This is a genomic window from Bacteroidota bacterium (assembly GCA_030706745.1).
Taxonomy (GTDB): Bacteria; Bacteroidota; Ignavibacteria; order Palsa-1295; family Palsa-1295; genus PALSA-1295.
In genome coordinates, this window is the sequence record JAUZNX010000002.1 from 269,959 (window position 1) to 289,279 (window position 19,321).

12 protein-coding genes are annotated in these 19,321 nt (G+C 53.5%); 6 read left to right on the forward strand and 6 right to left on the reverse strand.

Translation table 11 applies throughout. The annotated features are described in order from the left end of the window. The 3 genes from Q8902_03790 to dtd all read right to left on the reverse strand — a co-directional run bounded on the left by Q8902_03790 (position 1) and on the right by dtd (position 5,281). The gene (locus tag Q8902_03790) at positions 1-2,193 is read right to left on the reverse strand and encodes a DNA internalization-related competence protein ComEC/Rec2 (protein MDP4198675.1); all 2,193 of its coding nucleotides are present in this window, start codon (positions 2,191-2,193) and stop codon (positions 1-3) included. Between the two features lie 402 nt (positions 2,194-2,595). Next, positions 2,596-4,707, reverse strand: a complete 2,112-nt coding sequence (locus Q8902_03795; protein MDP4198676.1) for an IgGFc-binding protein — start codon at positions 4,705-4,707, stop codon at positions 2,596-2,598. A 112-nt stretch (positions 4,708-4,819) separates the two neighbouring features. Next, positions 4,820-5,281 (reverse strand): D-aminoacyl-tRNA deacylase, encoded by a 462-nt coding sequence (dtd, locus tag Q8902_03800; GenBank protein ID MDP4198677.1) that lies wholly within the window; start codon positions 5,279-5,281, stop codon positions 4,820-4,822. A 265-nt stretch (positions 5,282-5,546) separates the two neighbouring features. Here dtd and Q8902_03805 point away from each other — a divergent pair, with 265 nt between their 5' ends. The 4 genes from Q8902_03805 to Q8902_03820 all read left to right on the forward strand — a co-directional run bounded on the left by Q8902_03805 (position 5,547) and on the right by Q8902_03820 (position 13,018). Then, entirely contained in the window at positions 5,547-7,592 is a 2,046-nt protein-coding gene (locus tag Q8902_03805; GenBank protein MDP4198678.1) for a hypothetical protein, read from the forward strand. 102 nt (positions 7,593-7,694) lie between these two features. Continuing rightward, positions 7,695-8,753, forward strand: a complete 1,059-nt coding sequence (gene lpxD / locus Q8902_03810) for a UDP-3-O-(3-hydroxymyristoyl)glucosamine N-acyltransferase (protein MDP4198679.1) — start codon at positions 7,695-7,697, stop codon at positions 8,751-8,753. Between the two features lie 73 nt (positions 8,754-8,826). Further along, positions 8,827-9,948: a DNA-processing protein DprA gene (dprA, locus tag Q8902_03815; GenBank protein MDP4198680.1), complete on the forward strand. Its 1,122-nt coding sequence runs from the start codon at positions 8,827-8,829 to the stop codon at positions 9,946-9,948. Positions 9,949-9,991: 43 nt separating this feature from the next. Next, complete coding sequence (locus Q8902_03820) at positions 9,992-13,018, forward strand: S8 family serine peptidase (GenBank protein MDP4198681.1); 3,027 nt, start codon at positions 9,992-9,994, stop codon at positions 13,016-13,018. Here the strand turns inward: Q8902_03820 and Q8902_03825 are convergent. Next, positions 13,015-13,938, reverse strand: coding sequence for a hypothetical protein (locus Q8902_03825; protein MDP4198682.1), 924 nt, complete (start codon positions 13,936-13,938; stop codon positions 13,015-13,017). The genes Q8902_03820 and Q8902_03825 overlap by 4 nt on opposite strands. Positions 13,939-14,061: 123 nt before the next feature. Between Q8902_03825 and Q8902_03830 the strand changes: the two genes are divergently transcribed. After that, positions 14,062-15,408 (forward strand): OmpA family protein, encoded by a 1,347-nt coding sequence (locus Q8902_03830; GenBank protein MDP4198683.1) that lies wholly within the window; start codon positions 14,062-14,064, stop codon positions 15,406-15,408. A 55-nt stretch (positions 15,409-15,463) separates the two neighbouring features. After that, complete coding sequence (gene aat, locus Q8902_03835) at positions 15,464-16,072, forward strand: leucyl/phenylalanyl-tRNA--protein transferase (protein MDP4198684.1); 609 nt, start codon at positions 15,464-15,466, stop codon at positions 16,070-16,072. Positions 16,073-16,081: 9 nt separating this feature from the next. Here aat and Q8902_03840 read toward each other — a convergent pair whose 3' ends face one another. Both Q8902_03840 and Q8902_03845 read right to left on the reverse strand, forming a co-directional pair. Continuing rightward, positions 16,082-16,483: a DUF1761 domain-containing protein gene (locus tag Q8902_03840; protein ID MDP4198685.1), complete on the reverse strand. Its 402-nt coding sequence runs from the start codon at positions 16,481-16,483 to the stop codon at positions 16,082-16,084. 94 nt (positions 16,484-16,577) lie between these two features. Next, complete coding sequence (locus Q8902_03845) at positions 16,578-19,220, reverse strand: T9SS type A sorting domain-containing protein (protein MDP4198686.1); 2,643 nt, start codon at positions 19,218-19,220, stop codon at positions 16,578-16,580. Positions 19,221-19,321 lie beyond the last annotated feature (101 nt).

Here is a 19,321-nt window from a genome sequence, read left to right on the forward strand (position 1 = left end):
TCATTTCCAGTTGATCTCTTCGACGCGTGTTCCATCGCTGGCAAAGAGAATGGCGCCATCGCGGTTAGTCTGGCGTACGTTCGCACCAGAGCCCATCCAGCGTTTGATGACCGCAGGTGCGGGATGGCCATAGCGATTCGAAGCGCCAACCGAGATCACGGCGAAACGCGGATGCGAACACTGGACCAGTTCCTTGCAGGAATTGGTGAGACTTCCGTGATGAGCGACTTTCACGACATCGCTCGCAAGGAAGTTGGGAGCACCATTGGTGTTCCCACCGTAGCTCATGACCATGCCGCGTTCATCGCTGGTTGCGATGTCGCCCAAGAATAAGAAGCTCGTTCGGCCATAGACAAGCTTGAATGCCAACGAGCCATTATTCGTGTTGAGACCGTAATTGGTCCGCATTCCGGCGATTTCGAACCGAGTCGGATGCAGTGTGTACAGCGTGACCGGGATTTCTGTGGAAGTATCGAGTCGAATGGTATTACCGACGGACAGAACGTGGAGTGAAGTATGCTGAATGTTGGCATCATGTTCAAGACTCTTTGCCAATGGTTCGTGAACGCGTTCACCGCTGGTGAACAATTGAGCGACACTCGCGTGATCGAGAAGCGAGGGCGCGCCGCCGTAGTGATCGCTGTGCATGTGGCTAATGAACCCTGCCATTACATTCGTGCTGTTTTCCGCGCGAAGAAAGGGAAGCGTGCTTTGCTCGACTCGAGCGGTGCCTGAAGATGCCATGCTGCCAAAATCGACGAGATAGGATGAGCCGCTGGGTGTTCGAATGTAAACGCAATCACCCTGCCCAACATCGAAAAAGAGGACCTGCAATTTTCCTTCATTCGGCACTAGCGCGGAATCGGAAAATGGAACATGGAGTAATCCAAGCACCACATAACACACTGCCGCCATAACGACGCGCCCAAGGAATTGCTTTCGCGTGGAGGCTCGAAGTGAATATGTGAGAGCGCAGCCGAAGAATGCTAGGTAAATCCACGTGGGTGCAGCGGCGGGACGCGAGGCCTGGGGCAAATGAGCGCTGAGTCTGGTGATTAGGAGAAGCACGTTTGTCAGATACGTTGCGGCATCGCCATAAATGTGACCCAGGAAGCTCGAAAGAGCGGTCAAAGGTATCAACAGAAATCCAAGCGCGGTGATCAGAGCAGAGAGCGGAATAGCCGGAAGATTTGCGAAGATTCCTACGATGGAGATACGATAGAAGTGCGCGGCGATAACGGGATAGGAGGCGATGGTAGCGCCAAGGCTAAGCGCCGCTGCTTCGGCGAATCGTCTTGCAGAGCGATTCTGCATGAGGCGATCAATCGATGTTCGATGAGGCTGCGAATCCTCGCTCGAGATTCCCAGCAATCGTCGGATCTGCGGTGCGATCAGAATCAAACCCAATACCGCAGCATACGACAGTTGAAAGCTGACATCGAAAAGATCCGAAGGCCGAATTACCAACTCCACTAATGCGGCACTCGCAATAATATTAAGTGAATCTGGTTTTCGCTCGAAGAGCAACGCAAGAAGATATAGCTCGATCATAAACAATGCTCGAACGACACTCGGCTGCCAGCCAACGATTGCGGCATACGCGAAAACGGCAATCATCGTAATGATTGTGCGGGGACGATGCCAAAAGATACCAAAAATGCGTAGGAGCTGCGCAATTACAATTCCGACGATCGCGACATTGAACCCACTGACGGCGAGAATATGGGCGACTCCGGCAACGGTGAAATCATCAAGCGTTTCGCGTTCCATCTCGCCGCGATCTCCGAGAACGACGGCCTTGATGAAACCACGGGTGGGGACATCGCGCACGGCGGAGTCGAGTTGTGTGGCAATCCAGGCATGGGCTATACTAGCGATTTCGAAAATTTGTGACCAGATAGTGCGTTGCGGTGGACCAAGCATATACAGGTCATAGCCTGAGTGAACTTCTAGTAGGGCGGATGTCTGCATCTGTGCTTGCAGCGCGAGCCCCCAGGCAAACTCATGTGGGTTTGTTGGTCCGCGAAATGGCTGGAGCGATCCGAAGACTTCGAGATTGCTGCCAAGCTGCGGAACAGACTTCAAGCCAGGCGCGGCTTTTGAAATGCGAATCAGAACGCGATCTTGGACGCCGAACATTTTTCCGCCAGCGAGGCTTGCGGAGTCTGTTTTGAACGCATAAAGATAGCTCATCTCTGTTTCACGGAGATCCACGATGCGCCCGGATATTTTGAAGGTTAGTCCAGCATTGCCATCCCTTGCCATTGAAACAGGAAACCTTGGGTTGATACTGGCAATCTGAGAAAAGAAAGTCTCTGTGTGGGCTGCATGATTTGTCGAAGCTAGTATACCACCCAGAAGCACCAGAGAGATAAGACTGGCGGGGACAAAGAGTCCCGGTCGAGTTCGGAGTACAGTGAGAACGAGGACTAAACTAAACAGAATAAAAAAACCCTCACTTCCAAAAAGGTGAGGGGCGAACGTTGTGGTTTCAATCCCAAATGCGAGCGCAAGAACCGCGAGGAGAGCCGGACGCTGCATATGGAATCATCCGAAAGTGTTGAAGGGCAATCGAGCTTCGCCCCTTGTGTTCACCTATTCCACAGCGAGAATTGTAATCGTCCTGTCAATCCCGAGCTTAGGCGCCCTGAGATTGCAGTGATAGCAGCCATTTGGCAGTTCATGCCGGTCGAGACGAATGTCATAGTGTCCAGGCTGGAAGGGTCCCTGTGCGATGGTACGAACACAGCGTCCGAGTTCGTCGGTTAGTGTGAGCGTCACATCGGCCATTTCGGGCATGTTAAATGCGATGGTCGTGACGGTCCCAAAGGGATTGGGTGCATTGCGGAAGTCGATCGCGTTTGCGGTGCCTGCCTGGACGTCGGCCGCAGTGTTTGGGAAGAACGTCCACGCTTGCTGTGCCGGTTCGAGATCATGCCAGTTGAAGGCATGCGCATAGATCTTAATGGTCCCTGTGATCGGTTTATCCAATTGCTGCTGGCAGGCCAAATGGAGGGTCGAAGTCTCACCAGGATCGAGTTGTCCGCTAATGGGATCGAGCTGCTCAACGAAGTGAATATCGTAACTCGCATCATCCGGGTTATCGGGGATGAAATCGGCCTGATCGAGATAAACAGGATCGGTCAGCACGTTATTAATATGGACGCGATTCGAACTGGTGCGATCAGGCGTCGCTGAGCCGCTCCCAATGATAGTCGGCTGAGGTTGGACAAACACTGCGCGGAGTGGCTTGAGGAGTGCTCCGGCAGTATATCCATAGGAAATTACAAATCCGAGACCATAGCTGAGAATGGTGAATCCATCCGACTGATTGCAGCTAATCCTGTGGGCGCCCGGCGTGACGGTCAATTCCGTGTAGCCATACGAATTGGTCCCAATGGAAATGGGCATTGGGATAAAAAAGGAAGAGGAGAGCGGGGCGCCATCGAAGACAATGCTGTTTTGCGCCGCGGTATCTGCTGCTACGATCACTTTTTGAACTGAGTATGCATTATCCTCACTGGCAAAAAAAGTGTAATCATTGTAGGACTGCTCAACCGGTGGGACAATCGCGAGGAAAGGATCGCCATCATCTCCATTATACAAATTGCTATGTGCGTATTGCCCTACGAGAATGGGTCCTCCACTGGCGGATATGACAAGCGGGTTCAAAAATAAAGAATCGGCCCATTGATTGGCCGCAAGCGTGACCCACGGATTGCCATTAACCGTAACCACGGTATTGTTGTTGAGTGCGAGAACCCGGACGTTATCACCATCCGGACAGATCCTAGAGCTCGCGTCAACTTGGATCGGCGCGAGAACGAAGTTGGAGCCCCAGGCCCCGATCGGGGGCAATTGCTCTGCCAAATGATCACGACTGGTTGAAAACAGGGAATTCTGAAATCGGGTTGGCAACTCCGTCCGGGCATGCGACCCAAAGACGGCGATCTTGCTGCCGCCTGATGCGGTGACAATAGAGCCGGTTAGATCTTGGCCGATCACCGTGCCATCGGTTTGAATCTGAATGCATTGTCCGGCATCGAGAGTAACGGTAAACGGAGCACCGGCCGGGTGACCAGTGGCTGTGGGAGCGGAAGGTGTGATCGTTATAGTCGATGGGGTGAATGCCGCCACAGCGAATTGCGAAGGCATCATGGTTACGGCTGTCGTATAATCTGAATTACCATAACTCATGACGCGGTATTCAGAGCCGCACGAACTGATGGGCAGCGCCAGAAATCCATCCGCAGATTGTGCCTTATGGTTCTGACCGTAACAGGCGATCGGGCTGGATGAGGTGACCTTCACGACGCGATCCTCAATACTATCGGCACTTGTGATCCAAAGGTCAGGCCACAAGTCGGTAACACGCCAGACCTTCGAGGTCCGTGGTGGAAGCTGAAATACCTGACTCATTCCCGGATAGTGTCGGCTGGTGATCGTGACGGTAGCAGCCTGATCAAGTGACGCTAGGTCAATCTCGCAATAGCCGCTATCGAGGTCTTCCCGATTGGCATCCACGTTTCGTTCGAAGCAGAGCAGAAATTCCGTGCCGATACTCGTCGGCGGTTCGACCATGGTGTTGCATTGCGCTCGTGCAATGCTGCCGAGCGACAGCAGCTGTATGGCGCTGATAGACAGCAGCGCAATCCCGAGTGAAGCAAGCCCGAAATGAGGAAAGGATGGAGAAGGATGAGTCTTCATCTGAGGAATGATTGACGTGAAAATTTGACCGAGATTCGGTAGATGGAGCGTCAATGAATGCTTCCAGTCACTGTAAAGATACAACACGTTTGTGTTGTTCCCCTGAGATTCGTTATTCTGTGTCCTTGGCATCACGCTCGAGGATCAAAGTGACCGGCCCATCATTCATCAATTCCAGTTGCATGTGTGCCTGAAAGACTCCTGAAGCAACCTGCTCTGAGCCAAGATCCTGCCGAAGCAAATCGATAAATTCATGATACAGCGTCACGGCTTTTTCGGGTCGAGCAGCGAGTATGTAGCTGGGGCGATTGCCTTTTCGGGCGTTCCCATAAACCGTGAATTGGCTGACGATCAGTATTTGGCCATTGATATCTCGCAAGGAATGATTCATTTTGCCTTCGGAATCGCTGAAGACTCGAAGACCCGGGAGTTTACGAGCCATCCATTGAATTTCAGCCTGCGTATCACTGTCGCGAAATCCAACCAGCGCGACGAGTCCGTCGGCGATACTACCGATCAGTTCGCCATCGACACGAACTGATGCTCTGGTAACCCGTTGAATAATAACTCGCATGAAGGGAAATTGTTACAGGGCAAAGGACCATTTCGTTCATTGGGGGCCCTTGCGATCATTAAGCAGAACCCCAGTGACATTTGGGGCCTGGCCGGTGTTCATACTGACCACCAAGCGGGGTTTGACCGGCCACGCTGTGATTTTTGAGCCGGCCGTGGGTGCCGTGAGTACATACCTTATCTGCTTCAGCACGTCTTTATACATGCGTCTCCGACCAATACTTCTAACATCGGGAATGGCCCTGTGCCTACTCTTAACTCCACACATGGCCCGGTGCCAGTGGGTATCTGATTCTACCACGAATACTCCCGTCTGCATTGCGACGAGCATACAAGACTCGCCGGCCGCTTGCTCGGATGGCTCGGACGGAGCAATTATCGCTTGGGAAGATGCTCGTGGTGGTGGAGGCTTTCGAGTCTATGCTCAACGGTTGGATGCAAATGGCAAACCTCTTTGGAAGTTGAATGGCGTCGCACTTGCGCCTTCAGGTGGAATTTCTCAGCGCTACCCGATTCTTACCTCCGATGGGCAGGGTGGGGCTTACGTTGTTTGGCAGGATTGGCGCAATAGCGCTTCACTCGGCATCGATCTTTATGCTCAGCACATTACCAATATTGGTGTCCTTGCCTGGGATACGATGGGTCGAGCCGTTGCTACGGAACTTGCAGACCAGACCAATCCCGTAATCACTGCCGATGGCTATGGCAATGCCTTTGTCGTTTGGGAAGATAATAATACATCGATTCAGTCTTCGGCTCCAGATCTCGGTATGAACAAGCTTACCACAAGCGGTGTCGCGTGGGGCTCAGGGGGCGCGGTTCTGACAAATCAGCCGAGCAAGCAACGCAGGCCTTCGATCTGCGAAGATGGTTCAGGTGGGTTCTACGCCGCATGGGACAATGACAATACAACCCCTACTTCAATAACAGGCCAGCACGTTGATGGGAGTGGCCGTCTCCTGTGGTCAACCCCATACGGCAACACGATTTTTCAAGGTTCTTCCAGTCAACCGACTCAGCCGAATGTCAAGAATGTGAATCTCCATCGCGATGGAAGTCAACTCCTGGCGGCATGGGAGGTGACCAACCCGAATAGCACCAGCGATGGGCAAGATGTATATGCGAACCGATTGTTGAGCGATGGCACAAAGGTCTATTACACTGCTCCACCCCTTACCCCAAATTATCCGGGCAATGAGACAAATCCCGTGATATTCTCGGACGATTCAGTGGAAACCGGAAATTTCCCCTATGCGGGTTTTTACGTTCTGTTTCAGGCGAGTTTTGGCGGTCCACACCTCGGTACCGTTCGGATGTTTGCCGATGGGATCACGCAGATTCCGGCCACCAACGGAACCTTTGCCTCAGTTACGAGCACCGCCTATGGCATGAATGGCTTCCGGGCGGTGCCATGTCCGCCGGGTAGTGCATTGGTTGCCTGGAACGATGCGCGATATGATAGCTGTGTGTTTGCCCAACGAGTCGACCGGCTCACAAAACACTACTTTCCGTCCGCATCCAGCTTGTGGGGCCTTGCCGTCAGTGCGCGAGCGAGCTCAAAGTCCGTGCAAGTAACACTCGCCCCTCGCACGAATGGCGGGATCGCAGCATGGACAGATTATCGCAACGGCAACGCCGATATTTACGCGCAACTTGTCTTCAAGGATGGCACGTTGCCAATCGAACTCTCTTCGTTCAATGTAATCTCTCCTCGTCCCGGTGAGGCCGATCTTTCCTGGCAGACTGCCAGCGAATCCGCATGCGCCGGATTCGAAATAGAGCGGCGCCAAATTGGCGATGGGCTCGATAATAATTGGACCTTCGTTGCCGATTTTGCAACGAGTCCTGCGCTTCGCGCTCTCGGAACATCGAACGAAGGGAGACACTATGCCTTTGTCGATCGCTCCATCTCTCCGGGATTCTATGAATATCGGTTGATCGACATTTCACTCTCCGGTGAGAAGCGCGCACATGAACCAAAGCTGGTCGATGCTTCGACATCTGCGAGTGTAGCCAACGCGTGGTCGTTCGGGCCCAGCGTTCCGAATCCCGTTCAGGAAGGAACTTCGATTTCGATTTTGCTTCCGGATGCAGCAGTGGTCGATGTCTTGTTGACCGATCCCTCTGGGCGAGTAGTCAGCCATCCAATTTCTGGCGATCTCTTTTCGGCCGGGGCGCAATCAATTACACTGAGTCGCGATCAACTTCCGTCTGCCAGCGGTGTTTATTTTGCGTCGCTCATCGCCTATGATCCAATTACTGGAGGGATGATCTGGCACGCGCCACCAGTCAGAATTGCAGTCCTCCACTAACTCGGGTCATCGGAATGAGTAACGAGTGCTGCTGTTGCATCCGCAGGGAATACTCGTAACTCGATACTCGTTACACCATCTGGGCTTTGCCCAATTACTCGTATGAACATCAAAAGCTTAGCCGAACAAATTGGCGCGAGCACGCTTGAACTGGCGCGCGGCGACGAAGAGATCATCTGCGTCACGGGAATTGAAGATGGCGTGCCCGGGGCGCTGACCTTTGTGGGCAATCCGCTTTACGAACGCTTTCTGGCCTCGACGAAGGCGACAGCGGCAATCGTGAGCGAGTATCAGAATATTCCATACGCCGCCGGTGAGGGGCCGGCGATTCTCCGCGCCAAAAGTCCTTACGAGGCCTTCGCGCGTGCCCTCGAAATGTTTAGTCCTGTGAAGGAACGCCCGGCGAAAGGCATTCACCCTTCGTCCGTCGTCGATCCTTCCGCAGTCATCGATGCTGACGCGCATATTGGCGCTCATGTATACATCGGTCGTGATGCAACGATTGGGCCCCGGACCATCGTGCGGCATGGCGCGTATGTCGGGGCCGCTACGACTATTGGTGCAGACTGCGAGATACATCCCAATGTCGTGATATACGATCACATGCAGATTGGGGACCGCGTCGTTGTTGGAGCCGGAAGCGTCATCGGGTTCGATGGCTTTGGATATGTCCCCATGGGCGATGGTTCGTACCGCAAAATTCCTCAAATTGGTATTGTGGTGCTCGAAGACGATGTCGAAGTTGGCGCGAACACTACCATCGATCGCGCGACCGTAGCCGAAACGCGAATTCGAAAGGGAGTGAAGTTGGACAATCTAATTCAGATCGCTCACAATGTCGATGTTGGCGAGCACACCGTGATGGCTGCGCAGGCTGGAGTTTCTGGTTCGACTAAGATCGGCCGCGCAAACATCCTCGCGGGTCAATCGGGAGTCACCGGTCACATCCAGACGACTGAGCACGTGATTGTCGGGGCACAGTCCGGCGTATCGAAATCCATCACGAAGCCAGGAACGTATATGGGGTATCCGGCAAGGCCAGGCCGAGAGGTTTTGAAGCAGGAAGGGGCGATGAGGTCCTTGCCTGATCTCATCGAACGGGTTAAGAAGTTGGAGGAAGAACTCATTGCGACTCGAGCCAAGGTGAATGCCAACACATAATATCGTGTGGCCGTTGATCGGCAGTTAAGTTCGTTATTGGTCATTCGAATACGTTACCGGTTTTTCGAACATCGTGGAAACGACCGAACTCACGTGCTATCTTGCCCTCCATCTGGCCAGCGGCATAGGGTCCCGGCGATTACTAGCGCTCCATGAGTACTTTGGCAGTGCAGAGCGTGCGATCTATGCGAAGCATCAAGAGTGGATGCAGGTCCCAGGATTTGGGAGGGGAATTGCCGATAGTTTATTGGCGTCACGCGATAACGCACTCGATCAAGCCGCGAAACAGATCGCACGATTACCGGCGGACACATCGATTGTCACTTATTATGAGGAGACTTATCCGGCTTTGTTGAAATCGATTGATGCACCTCCCGCTTTGCTCTTTGTGTGTGGCAACGTCCAGCTGTTGAAGGCTGAGAGAACGATCGCTATAGTTGGCTCACGCAAGACAAGTGACTACGGGCGCCGGGCGGCACGGGAACTTGCCGAGCGGTTCGCACGGGATGGTGTGACCGTGGTGAGCGGGTTTGCGAAAGGAATCGACACGCAAGCCCATGAGGCTACGTTTGAAGCGGGAGGGAGTACGATCGCGATCCTTGGTTCGGGAGTTGATGTAATATATCCGACGTCGAACAAACAATTTGCCACGCAACTCATTGAAAGTGGCCGGGGAATAATAGCGAGCGAACTTCCGCTCGGCGCAAATCCCGATGCGCGGAATTTCCCATGGCGAAACCGGATTGTCAGTGGACTTGCCCGCGCGACGGTTGTCGTTGAAAGTGAATCGGATGGTGGCTCGATGATCACGGCATCCATCGCATACAACGAGAAGCGCGACGTGTATGCGATTCCCGGAGATTTGTACCGAACGTCGAGCAGTGGGCCGAATCGGCTGATCCGAGAGTCTCGCGCTCGGATCGCAACCAGTCCCGAGCAGATATTAACCGAACTTGGCTGGTCAAACGGTGCTAACAAGCAAGAAAAGAAGAAGCCACTCGATCGCACAGGGCTCTCAATGTTTGAAGCAAGAATTATCGACGTTTTGGATGCGGCCGGTGGGCCGCTCGTCATCGATCAAATCGCCGAGCGATCTGGATTCGAGGTGCAAGATCTCTTCATGCAGCTATTTTCACTCGAAATGAAGAACCTCATTCGGCCAATGGCCGGTAAGCAATACACGCTTTCCGTATAAGTCCGGGACTTATTTGTAGGCCAACTCGTCTTTACTTATTCCAATGGTTTGCACATATACACGTCGGTACTGTTTCGTCGCGCTCCTCGCACTCGTCAGCTCGGCATCGTGGGGTCAGACTCCAAAGCCGAAACTGGTGACTGCTCCTAGTCCAAGCGCATCTCCTGTCATCGCTTCGGACAAGACAGCAACGCATTCGGCGTGGAGCTTTCTCTCACTTGGCGCGACGCATGCGGATGCCTTTGAGCACGAACACCCGACGTATGATGGCCGAGGCGTGATCATTTTTATTTTCGATACCGGGGTTGATCCGGGCGTAGCCGGTTTGCTCACAACGAGCGAGGGTACGCACAAAGTCATCGATGTTCATGACTTCTCCGGAACGGGGGATGTCTCATTCGAAGAAGCTATTCGAGAGGGCGATGTTTTAAGACATGGCTCCGCCAGTGGCGTGAATGTTCAGCCGACCACAGTGCTTCGAGGACTGAATTCTATTTCTGCCAAGCCGGCAGACGGAAAATATTACTATGCATCGTTATCGGAGAAGCGGTTTCAGAACGGGCTCAGCGATCTGAACTTCAATGGCAAAGGAACAGACAACTTTGGTGTGCTGCTTTTTCAAGATGCGGTCAGTACCGGTGGTTCGGGACATTGGGTTGCCTACGTCGATTCCGATGGGGATGGTGACTTGACCGGCGAGCGGCAGTTGACTAATTACCACGAGCGGTTCGATACATTCGAGTTTCACTCGCCGGACTCTGTCGCCTCGAGCGGCAAGCATCTGACTGGGGCCGTGAATATTTTCCCCGATCGGCATCTTGTCTCGATCTACTTCGATGATGGTAGTCATGGGACTCATGTCGCAGGAATCGCGGCTGGCCATGATATTGATAATGAGCCCGGTTTTAATGGTGTGGCGCCTGGCGCGGAAATCATTGCCTGCAAGTTCGCCGATAACAATGCCGGTGGTGTAACAGTAAGTGGCTCGATGCAACAGGCCTTTCAATTGGCCGCAGAGACAGCGACAACGCAGCCAAAGCCTGTTGTTGTCAACATGAGCTTTGGGATAGGCAACGAGTTAGAGGGCAGCAGCGTCATGGACTTGTGGTTGGATAGTTTGCTCGCCGCGACTCCCAACCTTACGGTGTGTATCTCGGCGGGTAACGAAGGCCCCGGGCTCTCAAGCGTTGGTTTGCCTGGCTCGGCCGATCGCGTGATCACAAGCGGTGCCGCACTCCCGGACGATGCGGCGCGAGACCTCTACAGTATTTATATCAATCATCCTGTCCTTTTCGATTTTTCGTCTCGTGGAGGTGAACTCGCCAAACCCGATATTGTCTCGCCCGGAACGGCGGTCAGTACGGTGCCGGACTATGTGGGTGGCGATCGGTATAATGGGACCAGCATGTCTTCGCCATATACGGCGGGATGCGCGGCCGTGCTGCTATCGGCAATGAAGCAGGCTTTTCCGGATTGGCAGACGAATGCTTTTGCCATAAAACGCGCAATGATGCTTTCGGCCAAGCACATCGAGGGTGCATTGCCACCCGATGAAGGATACGGAATGATCGATATCCCGGCCGCCTTTGAATTACTCTCGCGCTGGCAGAAGCGTGGATCCATGCCGCTGCCGGTTCAGGTTGAGGCCGCCATCCCATCGGCGATTCGGAGCGGTACGGCAGCATATTTTCGTGCCGGAAATTATCCAATCGATGGGGACCGCGAGAGTTTTACGGTCTTTCCGGAAGAGTCAAGTGGCGCGGGGGTGCGCCAGCGCGCGCTGGGAATGGACGCCTTCGATCTTGTCAGCGATGCTGCCTGGATGACCCCTGTTGAATCGAGTATCTACCGTCGCGGCTCGGGCGCGATGACTGTGGATGTCCGCTACAATGCCAAGTTGCTCCAAAAGCCCGGCCTCTATTCCGGCAGGATCTGGGGATACGAAAAAGGACATGAGCATATCCGCGGAGAAGCTCGCTTCGAACTCTGGAGTACTATCGCGGTGCCTTACACATTCTCTGATGATAATCAGTATCGTGTGACATTGCGGGATATCAAGATGGCACCGGGAGAAGTTGAGCGAGAATTCTTTAAAATGCCGCCGGGTGCTGTTGCCGCGAAGGTGACGCTTTCAACGCGCGATCAGAACGGTGCATGCACTGCCAGAATATTCGATAATGATGGCCATGAGTTTTCCGGGCTTTCGCTTCGTCGTGGTTCGGCCCAGCGTTCCACAACGGAATACGTTACGGGTCGCGAACTTCAGCCTGGTGTGATGGAGATCGATCTCTCTCGCACCATGGCCTCGGAGGACGAACGGGAGATGCCCGTGGATCTTACATTCGAGGTACAACCACTGTCTGTTACCGCCTCGGCCAGTATCGATCTCGACCAACTTCCCGTTATCCGCTCGGTTGTCGCAAATCCAAGCGAGCGCACTTTCTCAGCACAGCCAGATGCGACGGTGCTCGGTTATGAACGGACCTTCGACACCCTTATTTCTTCGAGTGATTCGTTTGTTCTGCCATTCGCGGCGAGGGCAGGGGAGCGCGCGGTGCTCTTTGATGTCTCGTTGCCGGCCGCGGATTACGACCTCTTCACTGACATCACCTGCCAGGTGCTTCGTCCGGATTCGAGCGCCGTATTCAATTCAGCGTTTGACTATCGCAGAAAATTGGTGCCGGTCAATCTCTCCGGGAGCATGTCAAGCACGGAAGCGGCAGATGCGGATGATTCCACACTGTCTGGCGGTGAAGAATCTAGTGCGAACGGGCAAGCGTCAATTGGCGATCGCTCAGCACCATATACTCTCTTTATTCGTGGTGGATTGGCATTGCCCGATCGCGCCCATCCCTGGCATCTGCGCATCCATGAGATGAGATACCTGCAAAACGAACAGGACCTGACCTCGGCACCAAGTATGCTTCGGCTATCACCCTATCAATCGGGCGAGTTGGAACTGCGTTCGGAGAAGCCGATGATGCATCCTCCAAAGGGATATCGTTTTATCGGTCAGATCGAATTGAAGAAGAACGAGCAGGAAGAAATCCGGATACCGATCGAATTTTAGTGCGTGATCGTCAGCGTTCCCGTTGGCACGTTGGCATCCCAAATATTCTCAAACCGTGTCGTATCGCCCAGGCTAATGATGTCGTGAAGTGGCGCGGTCATGATCTCGATCGGTGATGGAACAAGCGGGTGCTTGGGATGAAGGTTTGATGTTGGTTCGAGCGTTACGACGATCCGAGCTGCTCCATCGGTTAGCGGGGCAGGATTATACCCACCAGGAAACGGATACGTGCCTGAAGATGAATTTGAATCCACACCTGCGCCAACGCTGGGGCCATTCGGCTCCAAGAAAGAGCCATAAAAGAACTGATGCGGCGGGAAGAAGCTGCTATCGAGGACCCAAAGACCATAGGCCCAACCGGCTTTCGCTATAGGCAGGTCCGTGATGCTCGATTGCGCAACACCGTTCACAAAACGCATCAAATAGAATTCGTTTTTCGCCCGATTTGTGTCGATCGACTTCGTGGTAAACAGAACCGAGCCTTGTGCGTTTGAATAGTCCTTAATGGCGGAGGAATCAGTGGAGAGCGCTGCAAAACTATTCGAGATGCTTCCCGCCAAAAGAATGCTCGTTGGGTTACCGAGATTGGCCAATGGTTCAATTGAGAGCAAGGCTCGGCCGAGCGAGTCTGTGGCAGCGCTCTGTGGAAGTTTTCCCGAGAACGTGAGTACGTCGCCGTTCTTACTCTTCGTCCAGTTTGTGAGCGGGATGGCCAGCCATGCTGTGTCATTTCCTGGTTTCGTCTGAGTTCGGAGCCACAAAACGTACCGGTTGCGCGAAGTATCGAGAGGCCGGAGATTCTGGGCAACGAGCCGATACGTAGCCGTTGGCACGATGGATGGCGGCGCCTCCGACTGCGTGCAGCCAATTGGCACCAGTCCGATCGCAAACCAAATCACAAGGAATCGCCTTCGCAACATACAATTCCTTAACGCAGCCGAGCGACCGCTCGTTACTGAATGAATTTTCAAATTCATGGCCGCTGAGCAGCCTGATTGCTGAAGCCGGGCACAAAACTGTCAGACAAAAGTTTTAGAGGGAAGATGATATCCCGAGCGCTTGCCCTTAGTGTCCTTATTCTCGCTGTGAGTTTGCCCTGTCTTGGCCAAGATGGAGGGCATCCTGAACTCGAAAAGCGCCGCAGCATCGCCGGCCGCGATGCCGCGCATACGGGACTCCAGTCAGTTCTGGGTAATTTGCGGTTCACGATCAAGAATGTTGATATTACGCACTTTCCTGAATTGAGCGTGATCTTTTCTGCTTCGAACGCCAGAAATGAATTTATCCGCACGCTTCGCAAAGAGGACTTGATCGTTCTCGAAAATGGCCAGCAACGGCCGATTTTATCCTTGGATTTGGTCAGCGGGGAGAATCGAGTCCCGATCGATATTGTATTTGTGATCGATCAGACTGCCTCGATGGGCGACGTAATTGAAAGTGTCAAGGACAACGTCAATCGCTTTGCGGAGGAACTTCGGGGACATGGCTTCGACTTCCGGTTGGGGCTCATCCGATTTAGTGACGTCGTTGAGTGGGTCAGTCCAACGACGACAGATGATGTCGGCGAGTTCGAAAAATGGGTTGGCGCAATACATGCAGAGGGCGGCGGCGATCCGAAGGAGAATGCTCTTGAGGGGCTTCATGCGATTGCCGGGATGCCGTTGCGTCCGATCGCACTTCGTCTCGCGGTCCTTGTCACGGACGCGCAGTGTCACTTGCAGGGTGAGCAAGGGGATGGGACTACGGACTTTACGATGAAGTCCATGGGGGATTGGCTTTACGAGCGGGAAGTCCGGTTGCTCACGGTCACGCCACCTGAATACCCGGAATACCATGAACTGGCAAGCCTGACCGAAGGCGCAAGCTTCGATCTTGGACAGACCTTTGCGGGGACGATAGTTGATATGGCCAGCAATATTACGAGCTTGTACGCGCTTCGGTACCTCTCGCAATCGACATTGGCGCCGGATTCGGTTCGGATCGATCTCATGCGAGCCGAGGATCGCTCGCCGCTCGCTTCGCGCAAGCTCCTGGCCATGGAGCCGGGACGACGATTTGTGTTCGAAGATCTTCAGTTCGGCCCAAACCAGACTCAGTTGGTGAATGAGTTCATTCCAGAACTTGAACGTGTGGTTCGGCTGATGCACGTCCGTCCCGCCATGCGAATTCGGATTGAAGGGCACGCGGACTCAACTGGAATTCCGGATGTGAATTGGAAAATATCGAGTGAACGCGCGGTAGCGGTTAAACGATACCTAATGCAGAGTGGGATTGCCCCGGACCGTCTCGAAACGCTCGGGTACGGCGCAACTCGGCCGATTGCTTCCAATGCTACTGAGACGGGTCGTCGGTTGAATCGAAGAATAGAGTTTCTTATTTTGGCGAAATAGTGTTTCGAATGTCTGAGGTGTTATCCTTTATCGGGTCTTTTGTACAGTTGGTCTTATGATGCGGCATTCCAGCAACACGTTCGTTACGCCGGAGGTAATCCTGAATGCGTATTATCAAGGCTTTTTCCCGATGGCGCTCGAAGGCGGCGAGATTGGATTCTATGCGTATCAAACTCGCGGCATCGTCCCGCTTGATGATCGGTTCACTGTTCGCAAATCGTTGCGGCAGATCCTCCGGCGCGAAGATTACCAGATTACATTCGACACCGAGCCTCGAGCGGTCCTCCAGGGCTGCTCTCGCATCGGTGAGATTCCTGCATATGAACTCTGGCTCTCAGATGAACTCATCGAACATTACCTGTCGCTATTCAATCTGGGTCGTGTCCACACCGTCGAAGTGTGGCGCGGGGGCAACCTGATCGGCGGACTTTACGGCCTCACCTTTGGCGCTGCATTTTGTGGAGAGTCCATGTTCTCACGGGCTCCCTATGCCTCGCAAATTGCGCTGGTCCATCTGGTCGAGCACTTACGACAACGTGGCTATGAACTTCTGGACGCGCAACAATCCACTGCACATCTCAGACAGTTTGGCTTATATGAGTGCGGCCAGATGGAATACCTTGAAGCATTCCACAAGGCCGCTGCAATCGGTGCGAATTTTTGACGCGCGATCCTACCAGGTCCCAACGATCGCGGCGGCGAGCACGCAGCCAATCGTCATATAGCCAATATCGATCGCCCACAGTGTTGCTGATTTGCCGTGCCAGTTATAGTTGATCCAAAGTGATCCGCCAGCGATGCCAAACCCTGCAACGGCACCAATCTTCATGCTGCGGACACATCCGCCGCCGTGCGCATAGCTGATGAGGAGTGCGACGGCAATCACTGTGAGAAGATTGCCAAGAAAGCTCTTGAGCATCATCTTCATCATCGCCGAGCCTGACGGCGGATTATCCATTTTGATCCCCGATTCCCGTGCCCAAAGTTTGCGAAAGAGAACCTGATACCACAGCGAGCCAAAGAAGAAGAACACAAGCGAGGCTACCAGGACTGCAAGCCAGTTGATGTTTGCCATTGTGAGATTATGTTAAATAAATAGGAACAGGGCTTCCAACGCCCTTGCGGAACGAGGCAAACTTACGCAATTGTGAGACCGAAGTCAAGTGAGGTCACCGCTGAATCACAATCCTCCGCATCATGTTGAGATCGCCTGTCATCGCTTTGAGGTAGTAGACACCATCTTCCAAGCTACTAAGATTGAGGACAACTCCATCTCCTGAGAGCATCGGAGTCTGTTGGATTGCCAACGCCCGTCCAAGAATATCATAGAGTCGAAGTACTGGTAGCATGGCACGCGTGGTACTCCCACCGATGATTCGCACCCAAAGTTCATCACGGGCCGGATTGGGCGAGACCGAAAGAGTCACCGCCTTTAGCTCCGAATGCAGAACGCTGGCTTGTGGTGCCGTCACGAATGCGGTGAGTGTTCCGGTCCGGATGCCGGTTTCACCTTGTCCCATGATCGCCCGACTGAGGGCATGCCACTTCGTTTCGTATGGTCCCAACGCCGACAAGCTGGAAGTCACGAATTGAAATTGAACGGTATCCGAAGCTTGTGGTGCGATGAGAAACTGAGGCGGCGCGACGTGTCCGGCCTGATTTGGCAGGATCTGGAAAAAGCCTGGACTCTCAAGCCAGACGGAATCGATGCTAATGAACGAGAGCGTCGACTGGTTGATGATGGAAGCCACGCCCGAAACCATCGATCCTACAATCACGGTGTCAAAGTCGTGATCGGTCACGATGAAGTTCGTCGGTCCGCCATTGCCGGTTAGTGCTCCAATTATCTTACCGCATTGAGCGGTAAGCTCCAGCGTATCCGTCACCGTGGCAGCCGAAATGGGCCGGAAGCAAAGCTTGATCAGATGACTCTTCCCGAAGGGGAGTGGGGAAGTATCCGCGCTATCGATCGTGAAGCCTTGATTGCCCCGCGTGAGTTTGAGGTTCGTGAACGTAAATGTTCCGACGCCGTTATTTATGATCGTATCGTATCGATAGGTGCAATGCCCGCTGTCCGCTGAGCCGAAGCTTTGTTGCAGTGGCCCCACACGTGCTGATGTGGTCGGTGCGTAGCCGAGCGTGACCGTTGTCCAGTTGCCGGCCAAGTCATAGAAACGCGCACGCAGCAAACCCGGACTCGCCGGATCGAGTACCGTTGCATCATAGAGCGCGATTGAATCACCGTTCGTGGTCGGTACGTCGGGATTCAGTTGCAGATTTACTGCGCTATCGATTTTGTATCCTTGAAGCTTCGACGCATTCTGACCAGAATCGACAACGGTTATCCGGACGATCTGACATGTGAGCGGACTCACAGATGCTAATGGTGGAATCGAATCCGATGTGATCTGCGAAACGACTCCGAGTGCGCCCGACCACGCATACGATTCATACGTGCCATAGCCGTAACAGTATACCGTCACACCAGAATCGGACGTGACGGAGTGAGCGCCTGGCGATACGGTGGCTCTATAGCCCACGCAAATGCCATCAATATAAATCTGCGTGTATTTCTTGGCGTTGCTCCCATCTAACAGGACGTTTTGGTCGCCACTATGCGCGATGATGTTCGCATAATTGACAAAAGAACCATTTTTCCCAATTGTCACAGGAGCCTGAAACAGAATGGACTTCATATACTCTTCTTTCGGTGTGAGAACAACCTCCGACGGGTCGCCCGAGCCATCCACATTATCAGGATAGGATGCGCTATTATGATACTGAACCAGCAAGAATGGCTGATCTGATGACCAGGTGCTGCTCTGATCGACGTCACTCCGCCAATAGAAGTCGAATGCTTTTGAAGATGAAAAGTAGACCTGATTCTGCCGACGAATTACCTGTCCAGGCTTAGTAGCGATAACGAGAAACGTTGAAGCATTGTGTTGCGGGGGTTGCCCTGCGGATTGGAAGAAAGGCACGCTGTAGTAAGTCTTGCCCCAAGAGTCTACGGTGGGCAGCATGTGACAGACGTGATCGCAGTATGCGAAATCGCATGGGATGTTCGGGCAATCCGAGCCGCCGATCACGCCGACCGGCTGGGTTGACCGTATCACAGTCCCTGTTAAATCATAATTATCGCAATCGGAAGCGCAGGTTGTCTTGCATTGGATGGCATCGCCTCGATTCATGACGACTTGAATGGGCTGTCCCTGAGGGGCGTAGACGCAACTGCAACAAGCACCGCTGGACTTTTCCATGCGGATATCCGAGGTCGGCGTTATCGTTACTGTTGTATTATCCTGAGTTGCCACGACACTAAACTCTGAAGGGTAATCCACCGCCCCATTTCCCGATCCCATAAAAAGCGCCGCGTATGCCGCCACGACGTATTCGGTACCAAGGCCAAGAGTTGGGATCAGGTATGTGCCATCCGCGCTATATCCCACATTGGAAAGGAAGTGACAAGTAAGGTCCGCATCGAGAGACCACACATGAATGCCCTTCGCCTCGACGACCCCGCTCGAACCGAGAATCCAAGCGGCCGGTAGCAGTAGTGTCGTATCACGATGGGCAATGACCCTGGTGCTTAGCGATGGACCAGTATTTCCAAGCTGTACGTGGACAGTTCCGGAGTCCGGCGAAGCGACGTATAGAGCGAAATAGCTGCTCGGATCGGCGCTCTGATGGATCGGTGCGAACCAGAAATCCCGGCCAAACATCTGTTCGCCATTTCCAAAAGGGGCATGCCTGAACGATTGGACCGTGGAGGAGAAGCCCGCTTGCGAGCGGACCGAGGGTGCAACTGCCATTGAAACAATGGCAACGATAAGGATAGAGCCACGCAAGCTGAAGCGATTCATTTCAGAAGATACTCCGTAAGATGATACTCTCTGTATTTAAAACGCTCGAG

Bases quoted from the DNA above. Each gene is read 5' to 3' on its own strand.
- Q8902_03790 (MDP4198675.1), bottom strand. From the start codon at position 2,193: ATGAGCTATCTTTATGCGTTCAAAACAGACTCCGCAAGCCTCGCTGGC.
- Q8902_03795 (MDP4198676.1), bottom strand. From the start codon at position 4,707: ATGAAGACTCATCCTTCTCCATCCTTTCCTCATTTCGGGCTTGCTTCA.
- dtd (MDP4198677.1), bottom strand. From the start codon at position 5,281: ATGCGAGTTATTATTCAACGGGTTACCAGAGCATCAGTTCGTGTCGAT.
- Q8902_03805 (MDP4198678.1), top strand. From the start codon at position 5,547: ATGGCCCGGTGCCAGTGGGTATCTGATTCTACCACGAATACTCCCGTC.
- lpxD (MDP4198679.1), top strand. From the start codon at position 7,695: ATGAACATCAAAAGCTTAGCCGAACAAATTGGCGCGAGCACGCTTGAA.
- Q8902_03820 (MDP4198681.1), top strand. From the start codon at position 9,992: ATGGTTTGCACATATACACGTCGGTACTGTTTCGTCGCGCTCCTCGCA.
- Q8902_03825 (MDP4198682.1), bottom strand. From the start codon at position 13,938: ATGTTGCGAAGGCGATTCCTTGTGATTTGGTTTGCGATCGGACTGGTG.
- Q8902_03830 (MDP4198683.1), top strand. From the start codon at position 14,062: ATGATATCCCGAGCGCTTGCCCTTAGTGTCCTTATTCTCGCTGTGAGT.
- aat (MDP4198684.1), top strand. From the start codon at position 15,464: ATGATGCGGCATTCCAGCAACACGTTCGTTACGCCGGAGGTAATCCTG.
- Q8902_03840 (MDP4198685.1), bottom strand. From the start codon at position 16,483: ATGGCAAACATCAACTGGCTTGCAGTCCTGGTAGCCTCGCTTGTGTTC.
- Q8902_03845 (MDP4198686.1), bottom strand. From the start codon at position 19,220: ATGGCAGTTGCACCCTCGGTCCGCTCGCAAGCGGGCTTCTCCTCCACG.